The 14077-nt window shown below is 61.2% G+C and carries 12 protein-coding genes; all 12 read left to right on the top strand.

From position 1 onward, the window contains the following. Nucleotides 1-147: 147 nt before the first annotated feature. Nucleotides 148-2241: a serine/threonine protein kinase gene (locus BN1800_RS15075; RefSeq protein WP_086998887.1), complete on the top strand. Its 2094-nt coding sequence runs from the start codon at nucleotides 148-150 to the stop codon at nucleotides 2239-2241. Between the two features lie 95 nt (nucleotides 2242-2336). Then, entirely contained in the window at nucleotides 2337-3500 is a 1164-nt protein-coding gene (locus BN1800_RS15070; protein WP_086998884.1) for a type VI secretion system protein TssA, read from the top strand. After that, nucleotides 3497-4033: a type VI secretion system contractile sheath small subunit gene (gene tssB, locus BN1800_RS15065; RefSeq protein ID WP_086998881.1), complete on the top strand. Its 537-nt coding sequence runs from the start codon at nucleotides 3497-3499 to the stop codon at nucleotides 4031-4033. Before BN1800_RS15070 ends, tssB begins: the two co-directional genes overlap by 4 nt. 3 nt (nucleotides 4034-4036) lie before the next feature. After that, on the top strand, nucleotides 4037-5545 hold the full coding sequence (tssC, locus tag BN1800_RS15060) for a type VI secretion system contractile sheath large subunit (RefSeq protein ID WP_086998877.1): 1509 nt from the start codon (nucleotides 4037-4039) through the stop codon (nucleotides 5543-5545). Nucleotides 5546-5573: 28 nt separating this feature from the next. Beyond that, nucleotides 5574-6023: an Hcp family type VI secretion system effector gene (locus BN1800_RS15055; protein WP_086998874.1), complete on the top strand. Its 450-nt coding sequence runs from the start codon at nucleotides 5574-5576 to the stop codon at nucleotides 6021-6023. Beyond that, a complete protein-coding gene (gene tssE / locus BN1800_RS15050; RefSeq protein ID WP_086998870.1) occupies nucleotides 6010-6768 on the top strand; it encodes a type VI secretion system baseplate subunit TssE in 759 nt (252 codons plus the stop codon). Before BN1800_RS15055 ends, tssE begins: the two co-directional genes overlap by 14 nt. A 2-nt stretch (nucleotides 6769-6770) precedes the next feature. Next, nucleotides 6771-8645 (top strand): type VI secretion system baseplate subunit TssF, encoded by a 1875-nt coding sequence (tssF, locus tag BN1800_RS15045; RefSeq protein WP_086998867.1) that lies wholly within the window; start codon nucleotides 6771-6773, stop codon nucleotides 8643-8645. Further along, nucleotides 8609-9673: a type VI secretion system baseplate subunit TssG gene (gene tssG, locus BN1800_RS15040; protein ID WP_086998864.1), complete on the top strand. Its 1065-nt coding sequence runs from the start codon at nucleotides 8609-8611 to the stop codon at nucleotides 9671-9673. The genes tssF and tssG overlap by 37 nt, the downstream gene beginning before the upstream one ends. Further along, nucleotides 9670-10938 carry a type VI secretion system-associated FHA domain protein TagH gene (gene tagH, locus BN1800_RS15035; RefSeq protein ID WP_086998861.1) on the top strand — a complete coding sequence of 423 codons (1269 nt, stop codon included), beginning with the start codon at nucleotides 9670-9672 and terminating at the stop codon, nucleotides 10936-10938. Before tssG ends, tagH begins: the two co-directional genes overlap by 4 nt. Further along, complete coding sequence (tssJ, locus tag BN1800_RS15030) at nucleotides 10938-11399, top strand: type VI secretion system lipoprotein TssJ (protein WP_086998858.1); 462 nt, start codon at nucleotides 10938-10940, stop codon at nucleotides 11397-11399. Before tagH ends, tssJ begins: the two co-directional genes overlap by 1 nt. A 16-nt stretch (nucleotides 11400-11415) precedes the next feature. Continuing rightward, the gene (tssK, locus tag BN1800_RS15025; protein ID WP_086998855.1) at nucleotides 11416-12750 is read left to right on the top strand and encodes a type VI secretion system baseplate subunit TssK; all 1335 of its coding nucleotides are present in this window, start codon (nucleotides 11416-11418) and stop codon (nucleotides 12748-12750) included. 4 nt (nucleotides 12751-12754) lie between these two features. Continuing rightward, nucleotides 12755-14077 (top strand): type IVB secretion system protein IcmH/DotU, encoded by a 1323-nt coding sequence (gene icmH, locus BN1800_RS15020; protein ID WP_086998853.1) that lies wholly within the window; start codon nucleotides 12755-12757, stop codon nucleotides 14075-14077.

Below are 14077 nucleotides of genomic sequence, written 5' to 3'. Positions count from 1 at the left end.
CCATGTGATCTTGAATAGGGCGTCGCTGGTCTTCGATCGCTAGTCACAGCGTGCCACATTAGAGTATTCTTGACAAATATTCGACCCGCGTGTTCTTGATGAACATTATGTCGCGTGGTTCCCACTGGGTGCGCTGGGAGGCTCCAGATGATTGATCCTCTGCCTGGCGACATCTTCCGCAAAGGACAGGTGCTCAACAATACCTACGAGATCGAGGGTGTCCTCGGCCGCGGTGGAACAGGTGAAGTCTATCGAGCAAGCAACCGGATCACCCGCCGCGTGGTGGCGCTCAAGGCGCTGAAGCGGGAGCTCTCGGCAAATGCCGGCTATCTGGAGCTTATGAAGCGAGAGGAGGAAATGCGCAGCATCTCCCACCACGCGGTCGTGCGCTACACCGACTGCAGCCAGACCGGCGACGGCCACGTCTATCTGGTGATGGACTACGTTGCTGGCACGCCGCTCAGTGAGTGGCTCGAGCAAGGCGGGGCTTCCCCGCGGGATCTGCTAGTGGTGGCACACAGAGTGGCCGAAGGTCTTGTCGCAACGCACGAGCGCAAGATCGTCCACCGCGACCTTTCCCCCGACAACATCATCCTTCGCGACGGCAGGCCGGAGGAAGCCGTCATTATCGATTTTGGTATCGCCAAGGACAGCAACACAGGGGCGCGCACAATCGTCGGTAACGAGTTTGCGGGCAAGTACGAATATGCTGCGCCGGAGCAGATGCATGGGCAAGCGGAGCCGCGCTCCGACCTTTATGCCTTGGGCGCATCGTTGCTCGCAACCTTTCGCGGAAGGGTTCCAGACGTCGGAAGGAGTCCAGGCGAGGTCGTCCGTCATAAGGAGCGCCGGCTTGACACCTCGGGCGTTCCAGAACCGCTCAAGACACTGATCGACGACCTCACTCAGCCTGACCCGGCCCGCCGGCCACCGAGTGCCGCCGCGGTCGTCAATGAAATCGGAAGGTTGCTGCAACCTGGTCACGCCAAAGCACGGCCGGGCGGGCGCGACACGGGGCCCAAGTTGCGGCCATTGCTTCTAATTCTGCCTCTCGCGGCGCTGGCCGCTATCGGCGGACTTTGGTTTCTCGGGGTTTTTCAGAGCTTGTCTCCGACTGCCCTGCCGATCGCGACGCCCTACAAACTCACTGCCGGGGTGGACGCGCAAGGGCGACCCACGCTTGCCGGTTTCGCTCCCGACGCCAACCAGCATCAGGCAATCCTAGCGAACTTCACCCGCACGGTCGGGCTTCCGCCACCCAATGACGCCCTCACACTCGCCCAGGGCGCTCCATCCGAACGGTGGGCGCAGGACATCGATGTCTTTTTTGCGGCCGCCGTTCCGCTTGACGAGTGGAAGCTTGAAATAGCTGATCGAACGGTCCGCCTCACGGGCCTCGCGCCCGATAAAGCGGGACGCGAAGCTGCGGTCACACGATTCAACGCGGCGGCAAAAGCGGCCGGCTACCAGCCTGTCGCCCGTATTGCGGCTGGTCCGCGAGATCTGTCGCCGGATCAACTGAAACCCCTTATCGTGCCGCTGGAGACCTGCGGTCCACTCCGCGTTCAACAACCGGAGGGCGGCACCTTTCCCCTCGGATCGACGATCTCCGTCCAAGGAGACGTCGCTTCAAGCGGCGACCTCGCAGCCCTCCAGCAGGCACTCGCACCCCATGTCGGAGATCGCGAGCTGCGCTTCGATGCCACGGTACTCAGCGACCAGCTGTGCGTTGTTCAAGAGCTGTTGCCGGATACGCCGCAAGGTCAGATGACGATCGTTCTTGGCTATGGCGACAGATCCGAGCCGAACATGTCGGGCATCTATTCGGTTGGTGACAATCCGGTTATCGACGTGCTTGCGCCGGCCTCGCTCGACAAGGGGTACTTGTGGGTCGCCATCGCCGACGTCACAGGCAATCTCTTCAATGTACTTCCGAACATCAAGAGACCCGATCACGCAATCGCCCAGATCGGGACCGTGTCGGATGGCATGCGCACCGTTCGGGTCGCCTATCCAACGGCAGAGGGTGCGGCCGACCCCGCAAAGCTCACCTTCGCCGTCGACAACACCTTCGGCAGAACTCTGATAATTGCTGTGCAGACCGACCAGCCGCTTTTCTCTCAACTTCGGCCAACAACCGAGTCCACCAAGTCTTTTGCCGAAGATTTGCGTGCAGTGATAGCGGCCGGTCATGTCTCGATCCTCTCGATGACGACCCGGTTGATCGACACCCGCAAATAATTGCAAGTCGAAGAAATCTGCCATTAGTCTAGAACAAGAAGTTGTGGTAAAAGCAAGAAGGTAGGGGAATACTAGTCGGTTAACGGGGGGATCTGTTGTTCAACTCGGCTCTCTGGTTAAATCCACTGAACGGCGACAACCCGTCGGGCGAAAGCTTGCGGAATGATGGGCGATTCCACGAGTTGGAACGCCTTGTGCAACCGCAGATCGAGATCAGCCGCGACGAACGCAACAACCCAGTCTCACGGACCGAGGTCCCTGTCGATTGGTCGATGGTCCTTCGAAAATCAGAAGAGTTGCGCCCGCACGGACGGGATCTGAGGCTCCTCGTGATCGTGACGCGCGCCCTTGCAAATGAACAGGGTCTTGCTGGCCTGGCGGAAGGCTTGAACCTGATCTCCGGAACCTTCGACATGCATTGGGAAAGGATGCATCCGGAACTTCGTGAGGGCTTGCCTCCACGAGATGCCGCCCTACGCCGGATCAATGCTCTTCTCCAACTCCAAAACGAGAAGGATGGGCTGCTCGGCGATCTTCGCAAGATGACTTTCTTTGCGCCCCGCAGCGTCGGCCCTGTCACAGGGCGCGATCTCGAGCGCGGGGCTCTCGATACCCGAGCCGTTCTCAACGAGGCTGCACCCGGACTGAGCGACGCTGAGAAGGCGTCGCTCGTAAGCGAGCATGACCAGTTATTAAATCGCGTGAGGATCGGCTGCGCGGCGTTTGGGGAACAAGCCGCGGACGAGGCGGCCGCGCTTATCGTCAGCGCAAACGCTGCCGCCACAGCGATGGAGGCCCTCGAGACATCGCTCAATCGGCGAATCGGCGGGGATGTGCGCGTGACCTTGCCGGATCTGAGTCGCTTCCTGCAGCGAGTGATCTCGACGCTTGAGCGTGCGAAGCCCAGCCCCAGGCAGGAAACTGCAAACGAGGAAACGCTCGATCGTGAGACCGCGCCTGCAAAAACGATCTCTGACGCAGCTCCGGCTTACATCGGAGCACCGGCAGTCTTTCCGTCGCGGCTCACCTCGCGCGAGGAGGTCACAAAGTGCATCGACCTCATCATTGCCTTCTACGACCGCACCGAACCGTCTAGTCCTATTCCCCATCTGGCGCACAGGATCAAACGCATGGTGCCGATGGATTTTCTGGAACTCATGGAGGACCTGGCGCCCTCCGGTTTGAAGGAATTCCGGCTTCTGGCCGGCGTGCCGGAAAGAAAAAAACCTGTCCCTGGGACGAAAGGTGACCACCAATGAGCGAAACTAAGGCCAAGGTAATTGAACGAAACCGGGCGCCTCGCGTCCAAATCGCTTACGAAGTCGAAACTTACGGCAGCCCGACCACCATCGAATTGCCGTTCGTGATGGGCGTCATGGCTGATCTCGCCGGCGCCTCCCAGACGCCGGAGGCCCGCAAGTCCGTCCGGGACCGCGCCTTTGTCGAAACCGACGCAAACAGGTTCGGTCGTTTCATGGAAGCACTCAGCCCGCGCGTCAAGGCTCGCGTGAAAAACACCCTTCCCCAGCCTGCCGGCGAAGAGCGCGACGAAGAGCTTGCGCTAGACCTGACCTTTACGAGCATGGCCGATTTCGCGCCGGATCGTATTGCCGAACAAGTTCCGCAGCTTGCAGAACTCTTGAGAATGCGCGGCCAACTTGAGGAATTGCTCGGTTTCATGGATGGCCGCATCGACGCCGAAAAACGCATCGCGCAACTTTTGAACAACGAGCCCCTGTTGGGAAAGATCGCCAATCAGGCGCTCGAAGATAGCAGCAAGTCGGAGGTCTGAGCCATGGCCGAACAGGAAAGAACCGCTGCGGTTGGTGTTACGGAAGCCAAAGAAGTTGACCTTCAGGAGTTCAGCGACCTTCTGGAAAAGGACTTCAAGGTCAAAAAAGACGACAGCGACAAGCTTCAAACCTTGGTCAGAAATCTGGCGCTTGCCGCGCGCGGCCGTACAGAATCGACCGTCATCTCTTCCAACGCGATCAAATCGATCAAGTCCTTGATTGCCGGCATCGACAAGCTGCTGACCGAGCAGACCAACGAAGTTCTCCATGCGCCTGAAGTGCTTCAGATGGAGGGGACATGGCGCGGACTGTGGTACCTCGTAAACAATACCGAGACGGATCAAAAGTTGAAGATCCGCGTCATGAACATTTCGAAGGAGGAGTTGGCTGATACCCTTGAGGATTACGAGGGTCAGATGTGGGACCAAAGCCCCATATTCAAGAAAGTCTACACCGACGAATACTCGATGCTCGGCGGTAACCCCTTTGGCTGCCTGATCGGCGCCTACGAATTCTCAAATCACCCGAAGGATGCCGGTCTCCTCCGCAACATGTCCGGCATCTGCGCCTCGGCGCACACCCCCTTCATCGCAGCCGCCGCCCCCCGTCTGTTCCGCATGGAAAGCTGGCAGGAACTGCCGAACCCGCAGGACCTGCAACAGATCGTGTCGTCGCCGGCCTATGCCTCATGGCAGTCACTGCGCGAGAGCGAGGACGCCCGTTACATAGGGTTGACAATGCCACGCGTGCTGGCGAGGCTGCCTTATGGCGCAGACACCGTTCCTGTGAAGGGCTTCGCCTTCGAGGAAGAGGTCCAGGGCGACCATCACCGATATGTCTGGATGAACGCGGCCTTCCCGATGGGGGTCAACATCAACCGCAGCCACAAGCTGTTCGGCTGGGGCACGCAAATCCGCGGGGTCGAGAACGGTGGTGCAGTGATCAATCTCCCTGTCCACAACTTCCCGACCGACGACGGGACGGTGGCGATGAAATGCCCGACCGAGGTCGCCATTGACGATCGGCGCGAGGCCGAGCTCGCCAAGCTCGGGCTGATGCCGATCCTCCATCGAAAGAACACTGATATTGCCGCCTTCATCGGCGCCCATTCCTTGCAAGACGACGAGGCGCGAGCCGGCCGTCTGGTCGATCCGGATGCCCAGGCCAACGAGAGACTGAGCGCAAATCTGCCCTACCTTTTCCCGGTTTCCCGTTTCGCCCATTACCTGAAAGCGATCGCGCGGGATAAGATCGGCTCATTCAAGGAACGTGCCGACATGCAGATTTGGCTGACGGAGTGGATCAACCGCTACGTTCTCGCCAACCCTGCCTTTGCCGACGAAAAAGCCCGCGCAAAACGTCCCCTTGCAGCTGCCGAGGTCCAGGTTGACAGCGTGGAGGGTCGCCCCGGCTGGTACAATGCTCGGTTTTACCTGCGACCCCACTACCAACTGGAAGGTATCAATGCTTCGCTCCGGCTCGTTTCGGAGCTGCCGTCTATGAAGTCCTGAACAACATTTAGCCCATGGGAGGTTATTCATGAAAATCGACGGTTTTCTCAAGGTACCTGACATCACGGGGCCAAGCGTTCGCGACGGCCACGAAGACGAAATCGAGGTCCACGGAGTAGAGTTTGAAATGCAGGCTCCTTTCGATCCGAATTCGCTATCGCGGAGAGGCCGCGTCAGCATGGGCATGCTCAATTTCATCAAGCACTACGACAAGGCCTCGCCCTATCTGAAGAAGGCTCTGTTCGAAAACAAGCTTCTGGACGAGGTCAAGTTTTCAGCGCGCAGAACGATAGAGGGCGAAACGAGCGACTACCTGGTCATCACGTTGAAGGACGCTTCGGTGACCAACTACACCATGAAGCCGAGTGAGGAAGAGCCAGATGTGATCGAAGAGCGCGTCGGCTTCGCTTACAAGAACATCACTTTCAATTACGACGACAAGGACGAGGTCGAGATGGATGTCTATGTCGGCAAGTGACAGCTGGCAAAAAGGATTTGGAAGGAAGGCGAGACCCGGCGGGCACCTGCGGGCGACTCGAGAAGCGATCCAGCCGTCCTTGTGGGATCGCCTGGTGAACGACCTGCCGGGGCTCAACTCGGAAATCAACCAACTTCGGCAGGCGATCCAGAAAGAAATAGACCTCGAACGTCTGAACGGGCTGGTTGCCGCAGGTCTTCACCAAATGGAGGCCGCTGCGGATATCAGCGCCGAGCAGAAGAAGAACATACACCGTCTGTTCTCTCTTGAGCGACGCCAGGCAGAACTGGAAAGTCGTGGCGTCGTCGTCTCGACCGATGTGCTGCGCGAGGCAGTGCGGCGCGACATTGAGGCGCTTTTTAATGCACAACGATTCGAATCCACGCCACTCTTGACGGATTTCGAGGCAGATCAGGCTGGGGACAACCCTCCGTCGCTTGAGGATTTCCCCGAGGTTCGCCGCAGCGTGATCAATTATGGCGTTCCCCCCTTCTCCGGCCGTTCCTCCCGTGACTTCGATCGCGACGAACTGTCGAAGGAAATCCGAAGCGTGCTCGCCGCGTTTGAACCTCGGCTGAAGGAAAGCGCGACGAAAGTTACCGTCAGCCTCGGCGACAGGGCAACCGGCCTCAGGATCGACATCGACGCACTGCTGCTTACCTCGCCGGCGCCGGAGCGGCTGCTCCTGCGCACGATACTCAACCTCGACGACGGTTCGGCGCGGACTGAACTGAAGGACACCTGACCATGGACCGGGTCTTCCTGGAGTATTACGAGGAAGAACTCACCCACATCCGTGCGCTCGCCGCCGAGTTTGCAGATATGCATCCCTCGATCGCACGCAACCTTTCTCTTGATACAGTCCCCTGTCCCGACCCCTTCGTCGAACGCCTGCTGGATGGAGTGGCTTATCTCGCCGCGCGCACCCGACAGAAGGTGGATGCAGAAAGCTCCCGTTTCGCACGAAGCGTGCTTGAAAATTTCTATCCGGATCTCGTTTCGCCGACGCCCGCAACCGCCATGGCTTTGCTGAAGCCGGGCCAGCAGGTTCAAACGATGCTTGCAGGACACCTTGTGAAGCGCGGGACCCGGCTGGTTTCGAGCGTCCGTCCGGGCATTTCCACCCGGTGTATCTATACCACGGCGCAGGATGTGATGCTCTGGCCGCTCGCGATCACCTCGGTCACCTACATCCAGGATCGAAGTGCACTCGCAGCAGCGGGGATTACTCCGGTTGACGGGGTAAGCGGTTCGGCGGCATTGAGCATCACCTTCAATCGAACTGGCAAAGGCAAGCTCAGCGACTTGTCGCTCGACCGCCTGGATCTGTATTTTGGCGACAAGAGCAAGGCGTCGCTGCTCTTTGATACGCTCTTTGGCGCTTGCGCTGCGACCGGCGCCCGCCCGGAAGGACGCGATAACGCCCTGAGCGCACTTCCGGAGCCGGAGATGATCGGGATCTCCGACGACGAAGCGCTTATGCCGCGCACGCGCGAAACATTCGAAGGCTACAGGCTTTTACGGGAATACTTCATCGCGCCGGAAAGATTTCACTATGTGCGCGTCAAAGGGCTGCAGCCGGTCGTTCGGCGTTGCGCGGCTGGGCTGGAACTGCTCTTTCTGTTGCGGCGTCCCATCCCCGAGCTTGCGAATATCGCAGCGAAAGATTTCGAACTCTTCGCAACGCCAATCATCAATCTGTTCGAGCGCGGCTGCAACGTCATCGAACTCGATGCGCGGCGCACCCGGCAAGTGCTTCACGCCGATCGCACCCGTCCACGGGATTTCGAGATCTATCGCGCAATTCGCGTCGAAGATGCCGATGCCGAGCGCCCCGACGCCGAGGTGCCGGCTCTGTTCAGCCTGGGCCAGAATCGTGGAAACGGCTGGGTCTATTTTACCGAACGGCGCCCGCGGCGCCCGAGCGAAGACGAGCTTCGCCAGGGGCAAACGCGGACCTCCTATCCAGGTGACGATGTCTTCATCACGCTTTCGCGCCCGGCTCAGTCGAAAGCTGACCGGCCACCGAAGCGGATCGAGGTGACGGCGCTCTGCACCAATCGCGATCTACCGATATTGGACGACACGCCGTCCCTCACGCTCGAAAGCGGCGATCCCGTCGAGACTATCCAGCTCCTTGGCGCCGTGCGGCCGCCGTGGCCCTCGATTCCAGCGACGCTTCCGGCTGGAGCAGCGGAAGGCTCCAGAGCCGATGAACTCGCCTGGCGGCTCATCGCGCAACTCTCGCTAAATTTCCTCAGCCTGGCCGAGGAGGGCCGCGGGGTGGATCCGCTTCACGCTCTACTTGAGCTTTATGCGAACCGCGGGGATCCAAGCCTAAGCCGGCATGTGCGCGCCGTCGCCCGCGTCGAGGCTCGACCCTTGATCGAGCGCTTGGCAATTGCCGGGCCAATGTGTTTCGCGCGAGGCACCGAGGTTACGCTTCATATCGACCAATCCGTGCTTGCCGGGCACAGCACGCTGTTGCTCTCGGCGCTGCTGGCAAGGCTATTTGCTCGCTATGCGGCAATCAACGCATTCGTGCGAACCCGCACGCGGATCATACAAAAGCAGGAGGATGTGCTATGGCCCATAGCGCCGGGCAATCGCTTCCTGATCTGAAGGACGCGGCCCCATCCCTTGAGGCGTTCGATTTTTTCGAGCTCCTGCGGCGCCTCGAAGACGACGGACGACTTTTTGGGATGGCCGGCCGCCCGGACCGGGAGCCGGCGCGGCTCGGACAGCATGTGCGGCTCGGTTTTGCCGTGCAGGATGTCGCGAAGGTCGAGCCAGCCACCGAAACCACGCCGGCTCGCGTCACGGTCTCGAACCTTGGGTTGCTTGGGCCAGAGGGTCCAATGCCCCTCTACCTAACGCGTTGGGTGCTGGATCGCCTGTCGCAGCGTTGGTTTGCCCGGGCGGACATGCGCGAGGTCAGCGATACGACCTTCATCGATTTCGTGAATGTTCTTCAGCATCGCATGATCGCGCTCTTTTACCGCGCGTGGGCCGACGCTCATCCGGCGGTGCAGGTCAGGCGCCACGACGGCGGCCGTATTCGAGCAATGTCGGCGGCCATGGCTGGCCTTGGCTTGTGTGGAAGGGGGCACCATGGTGAGCGCGCAGCTATCAATGCCACGAAGCTCTCTCACGCGCCGGCGCTCGCCCATCAGGTAGACGGGCCGGAAAGGCTCACCCTGTTTCTTGCCGACCTCCTGAAGGTGCCGGTTCGACTTCGCGAATTTGTCGGCACCTGGATGCCTATACCGAACGGGCTCCAGTCCCGGCTTGGCGGCGCGCATGCGCAACTCGGACGAAGCGCCACGATCGGACCGAGGACGTTCCAGCGACAGCAAAGGATAGAGCTTTCGATCGGCCCGCTGACGCTTGCCGACTACGTGGCTTTCCTGCCCGGCTGCGAACGACGCGAAACCCTTCAAACCGCAATCCGCGATCTCGTGGGACACGGGCTCGATGTCGACGTAAGGCTCGTGCTCAGGCGGGACGAAGTTCCCGCGGCCAAAATGGGAGCAGCGCGGATCGGACACATCGCTTGGCTCGCTCGACCGAAAGATCGCAGTGATGCAGATGATCTGTGCATACGCACCATCATCGGCTGGCGGCCGGAAATGCCGGAGGCTGCGGCATGAGCCTGATCCTCACTCTCGAGCAGTCGCCCCGACCCCAAGCCGTCCGTCAGATGCGGCTCGTCGAGGGAAAGCTGGTCATCGGTCGCAGCGCAGACGCCGACTGGCGGATCGAAGATCCCGACATGTACATCTCACGCGCTCATTGCACGATCGGCTGCGTTCGCGGCCAGTATGTGGTGACGGACACCTCCAGCGGCGGGCTTTTCATCGATGGATCGCGCACGCCGCTTGGATTTGGGAATTCCGCCCCGCTGCATGACGGAGCGCGCTTGCAACTCGGCAATTATGTCGTGCGCGTTGACTTCCAAGCGACGCCGACGGAGCGGGTATCTGAACACCCGGCTTCCCCACCGCCGGTCGGCTTCGAGCGGGACGACTTCTTCTCCGAGCACAAAGAGCCGGCAGCGCCCACCCCACGGCCAGCAGGATTGCCCGACCCATTCGAACAACCGGCCGCAGGGGCATTCGCCGCAGCCGGCAGAGGCGAAACAGCAAAAGGGACGCCCATGTTCGACGATCCCTTCAGCCTTGATGCGTTGCCGGCATCGGGTCAGGACAAAGGGGCTTGGGATTTTTCTTTGCCCAGTACCACGCCGACCGAGCAGCCTGTCACAGAGCCTGCAGCCGAGCCGGGTCCTGCCCCGAAACCACAAGCAAGGCCAATGCAGGAAAGGACGGCACAAACCGAAACTGCCCTGCGCGATGCCTTCCTGCGCGGGCTGGGGCTCGGCGCCGATGAATTCACGACATCCGATCCGGTCGCCCAGATGGAGAATTTCGGCCGGGAATACCGGATGATGCTGGAAGGGCTGATGCATCTCCTACGCAAGCGCACCGAAGAAAAAGGCGAAGCGAGGATCGCCCAGACTGTCGTTGGAGCATCCGAGGTCAACCCTCTTAAATTCCTGCCCACGGTGGACGATGTGATCGCGACCTTCCTGGCTCAGCGGCAGGCCGGTTTTCTTCCTCCTGAGGCCGCCATCGGCAGTTCCATCCGCGATCTCGCACACCACCATGTAAGAACATGGCGCGGTGTCCAGGCAGCGCTCGCCAGGATGATTGACCGCTTCGACCCGGCGACCCTGGAAAGCGAACTGAAATCGCATTCGGCGTTGGATGCCCTGCTTGCGGGTGGCCGGCGGGCAAAGCTCTGGGAGCTTTATGAGAAACGCTATCGCGAGATCGCCAAGAGTGCGTCGACGCGCTTCCTGGGCGACATCGGCAGCGACTTTCGGGACGGCTATGAAGAGAGGGAGAACGACTGATGCTTAACCGACGCGACTTTCTGATGGTGATCGGCGCGACAGGCGCGCTTTCCGCCTGCATGGGCGGCCCGCCAAAATCGTCGACCGTAACGGTCGCGGCGACGGGACAAACGGGGATGAATGCTGCCGCTGGTGGAGGGGAACGTCCGGTGACCCTCCTTGTTCTTCGGCTGAAGGACGTCGGCAAATTCAACTCTGCCGATATTTTCGCCCTTCAATCCGATCCGGCCGGCGCGCTCGGAGCAGACCTCGTCGGTTCCGAGCAAATGACGGTCGCCCCGGGTGCAAGCGCCTCAAAGACGGTCGCGTTCCCGCCAGAAGCCACATTCCTCGGACTTGTTGCACTGTTCCGGGAACCAGGCGGTCGCACCTGGCGTAGGAGCGTCCCGATCAGGCCGGAATCGACGGTGACGGCGAATGTCGTACTCAGCCGCGGCGGTATGGCGCTCGCGCTCGCCTGAATGGAGGGCGTTCAGCATGACGGATATCAACAAGGTGCTTTGGTCCGAGGGGCTCTTCCTCCGGACGCAGCATTTCCAGCAGCAGGACCGTTATACCGAAGCCTTGGTGCGGGGCGCGCTGCAGGCTGGACGGCTGCAGACCTTCGGTTTCAGGTCCCTCACGCTCGATGCCGCACAGCTGGAAGCCGGGCGGGTGGCGGTAACGTCGGCGCGCGGCATTTTTCCGGACGGCACCCCGTTTGCCATACCCGAAACGATGGACGCCCCCACACCATTGACAATCACGGGGGACATGGGCACGGGAGCGGTGCAACTCGCCCTGCCCTTGGAGCCACCCGGCGGCGCCAGCTTCGACCCGGCTCACCGCGAACCAACCGGAGCGCGGTTTAGAGGACGGATCGAATGGATACGCGATGCCGTCCACGGAGGCGCTGATCCCGAAGAGATCGAGATCGCCCGGCCGCAAGCCCTCCTCCTTTCGCCGGCGCAGGCGACCGGTGGCTACACGGCAATGCCGGTGACGAACGTTACCGGCCTGCTTTCCGATGGCAGTGTGGCGTTGTCCGAAAACTTCCTGCCGCCGGCGCTCGCAACCGGTGCAGTGCCCTTCTACGGCCAGCTCCTGCAGGAGGTAATCACGGGGCTCGACCGCATAGCCGAAGCGCATGGCAAGATGGTGCTTGGCGGCCCCGGCCGCAGCGTGGAAAATCTGCTGGTGCTCGATCTTGCCAACAGCGCGCGCCCGCGACTGGCCCACATGCTTCCTCAGGAGGTTTTTCATCCGGCTGAGCTCTTTCTGGAGCTCAGTGGACTGGCTGGACGAATGGCAACCTACGGATCGGGCTCACGGCGGCTGAGCGAACTTCCCACCTATGAGCATATGGCGCCGGGGCCGGCCTTTGCCGCACTCGCCGACACATTGCGCTCGCTGATCTTGAGCCTGCGCTATGTTGAGCCGAAGTCGCGGGCGCTGCCGGTTCTGAAGCACGCGACCAATGTCTGGAAGGTCCGCGTCGACAATCCCGAACTGCTAACGGCAAGCCGCATCGTTGTGCGCGTTGGGTGCGACATGTCCGACGAGGCATTGCGCAAGATCTTCGTCAATCAGGTGACCGTCGGTGCTGCAGACGAATTCGAGGCGCTGTGGAAGTCTCGACTGCCCGGCATCCGCCTCAAGCCCCTTCATTCGCAGCCCCGCGAGATCCCGTACGACGGGGACCGTCTCTGCCTTGAGCTCGATCAACGCAGCGAGCATTGGGAATCGCTTCTGCGCTCACCCGGTTTCGTGATCGGAGTTTCCGGCGTTTTGCCCAGCGAACCAGAGGTCGACTGCTATTCGGTAAACAGGTAGCACCATGACAAGTGAGGATCCATTCGGCCTTTCGGAAGATCAGGGCCGCACGCGCATCCGCCCGCCGGCGGGGGCAATGCCCCCTGTCATTCCCACCGGCGCATTGGCGAGACGCGCGCGATCCCACCCCAACACGCTGATCAACGCTTTCGCCACCTTGCTTGAATTTGCGCCGGAACTCGAGAATGCATTGCCACCTGGCAATCCTGAAGCGCTGCGGACCAGACTGATGGAGGAGCTGGTTTCGGCGCGCGATGCGGCCGTGGCCGCCGGCGCAAGCCTGGCACAGGCAGATGCGGCCGCGTGGGCTGTCGCCTCCCTGCTCGACGATCTGGCGCTCAACACGCCTTGGGGCGGCTCCAGCGCCTGGCCGCGCCAGCCGTTGGTCGTCATGCTCCGCGGCGATGTGGACGCCGGAGCACAGTTCTTCGCCAGGCTGGAGGAGCTGGAGCGCTATCCTGGTCGCGATCGTGAACTGCTGGAGTTGCAATACTTCTGTCTGGCGCTTGGTTTCCGCGGCAAGTATCGGGTGCCAGGACGTGCGGGCGATCGCTCCATCAGCGCCGTTCGCGCTGCAGCGGCTCGCTTCCTGCGGGACGCAGATGCCGAAGGCGCGCCGCTCTCGCCGAGGTGGGAGGGTGTCGCGGCAGCCGACGAGCCTTCCCGCTTTGCAGTTCCGATCTGGGTGCTTGCAGTCGTGGCTGTGGCCCTCGCGACGGCGATTTACGTGCTTCTGTCGATGCGGCTAGGCGCCAGGGCAGAAGAACTTGCCACGCTCGTTCGGGCGCTACCGCCGCCGGAGCGTGCCGAGATCTATCGGCCGGAAAAACGTGCGCCGGCACCGGATGCGCCCCCGGTCGAACCTGTCGTCCTTGAGCTGCTGCCGGAATTCCGTGCCGCCGCACCTGCTGCGCTTCTGCCGGCCTTGAAGGGCAATGAAAATGCCTCTCGGGTCACACTCCTGCTTCAGTCGAGCACTCCGGAGCTTTTCCAGTCTGCCCGGCCCGAATTGACGAAAAGCTTCGAGCCGCTGGTCGCCTCCGTCGCAGCTGTTATCAAGGAGAATGCCGAACTGATCAGAAGTGTCACCATCATCGGACATACCGATAATGTTCCGCTCCAGACCTCTAATCCTCTATCCAACAACCAACGCCTCTCCGAGGCGCGCGCCGCAACGATTGCCGCTTTACTGCGTGCAAGCGGCTTGCCGCCTGAACGCTTGAGATCGGAAGGACGTGCGGCAACGCAGCCCCTTGCCAGAAACGACACTCGCGAAGGCCGGGCTGCCAACCGCCGCATCGAGCTCCTGATCGAGAAGGGGCTTTGA

The organism is Rhizobium sullae, from assembly GCF_900169785.1.
Lineage (GTDB): Bacteria > Pseudomonadota > Alphaproteobacteria > Rhizobiales > Rhizobiaceae > Rhizobium > Rhizobium sullae.
Note: the sequence above shows the minus strand (reverse complement) of the source record. Positions and strands in the feature narration are given on the sequence as shown.

Bases quoted from the DNA above. Each gene is read 5' to 3' on its own strand.
- BN1800_RS15075 (WP_086998887.1), top strand. From the start codon at position 148: ATGATTGATCCTCTGCCTGGCGACATCTTCCGCAAAGGACAGGTGCTC.
- tssB (WP_086998881.1), top strand. From the start codon at position 3,497: ATGAGCGAAACTAAGGCCAAGGTAATTGAACGAAACCGGGCGCCTCGC.
- tssC (WP_086998877.1), top strand. From the start codon at position 4,037: ATGGCCGAACAGGAAAGAACCGCTGCGGTTGGTGTTACGGAAGCCAAA.
- BN1800_RS15055 (WP_086998874.1), top strand. From the start codon at position 5,574: ATGAAAATCGACGGTTTTCTCAAGGTACCTGACATCACGGGGCCAAGC.
- tssE (WP_086998870.1), top strand. From the start codon at position 6,010: ATGTCGGCAAGTGACAGCTGGCAAAAAGGATTTGGAAGGAAGGCGAGA.
- tssF (WP_086998867.1), top strand. From the start codon at position 6,771: ATGGACCGGGTCTTCCTGGAGTATTACGAGGAAGAACTCACCCACATC.
- tssG (WP_086998864.1), top strand. From the start codon at position 8,609: ATGGCCCATAGCGCCGGGCAATCGCTTCCTGATCTGAAGGACGCGGCC.
- tagH (WP_086998861.1), top strand. From the start codon at position 9,670: ATGAGCCTGATCCTCACTCTCGAGCAGTCGCCCCGACCCCAAGCCGTC.
- tssJ (WP_086998858.1), top strand. From the start codon at position 10,938: ATGCTTAACCGACGCGACTTTCTGATGGTGATCGGCGCGACAGGCGCG.
- tssK (WP_086998855.1), top strand. From the start codon at position 11,416: ATGACGGATATCAACAAGGTGCTTTGGTCCGAGGGGCTCTTCCTCCGG.
- icmH (WP_086998853.1), top strand. From the start codon at position 12,755: ATGACAAGTGAGGATCCATTCGGCCTTTCGGAAGATCAGGGCCGCACG.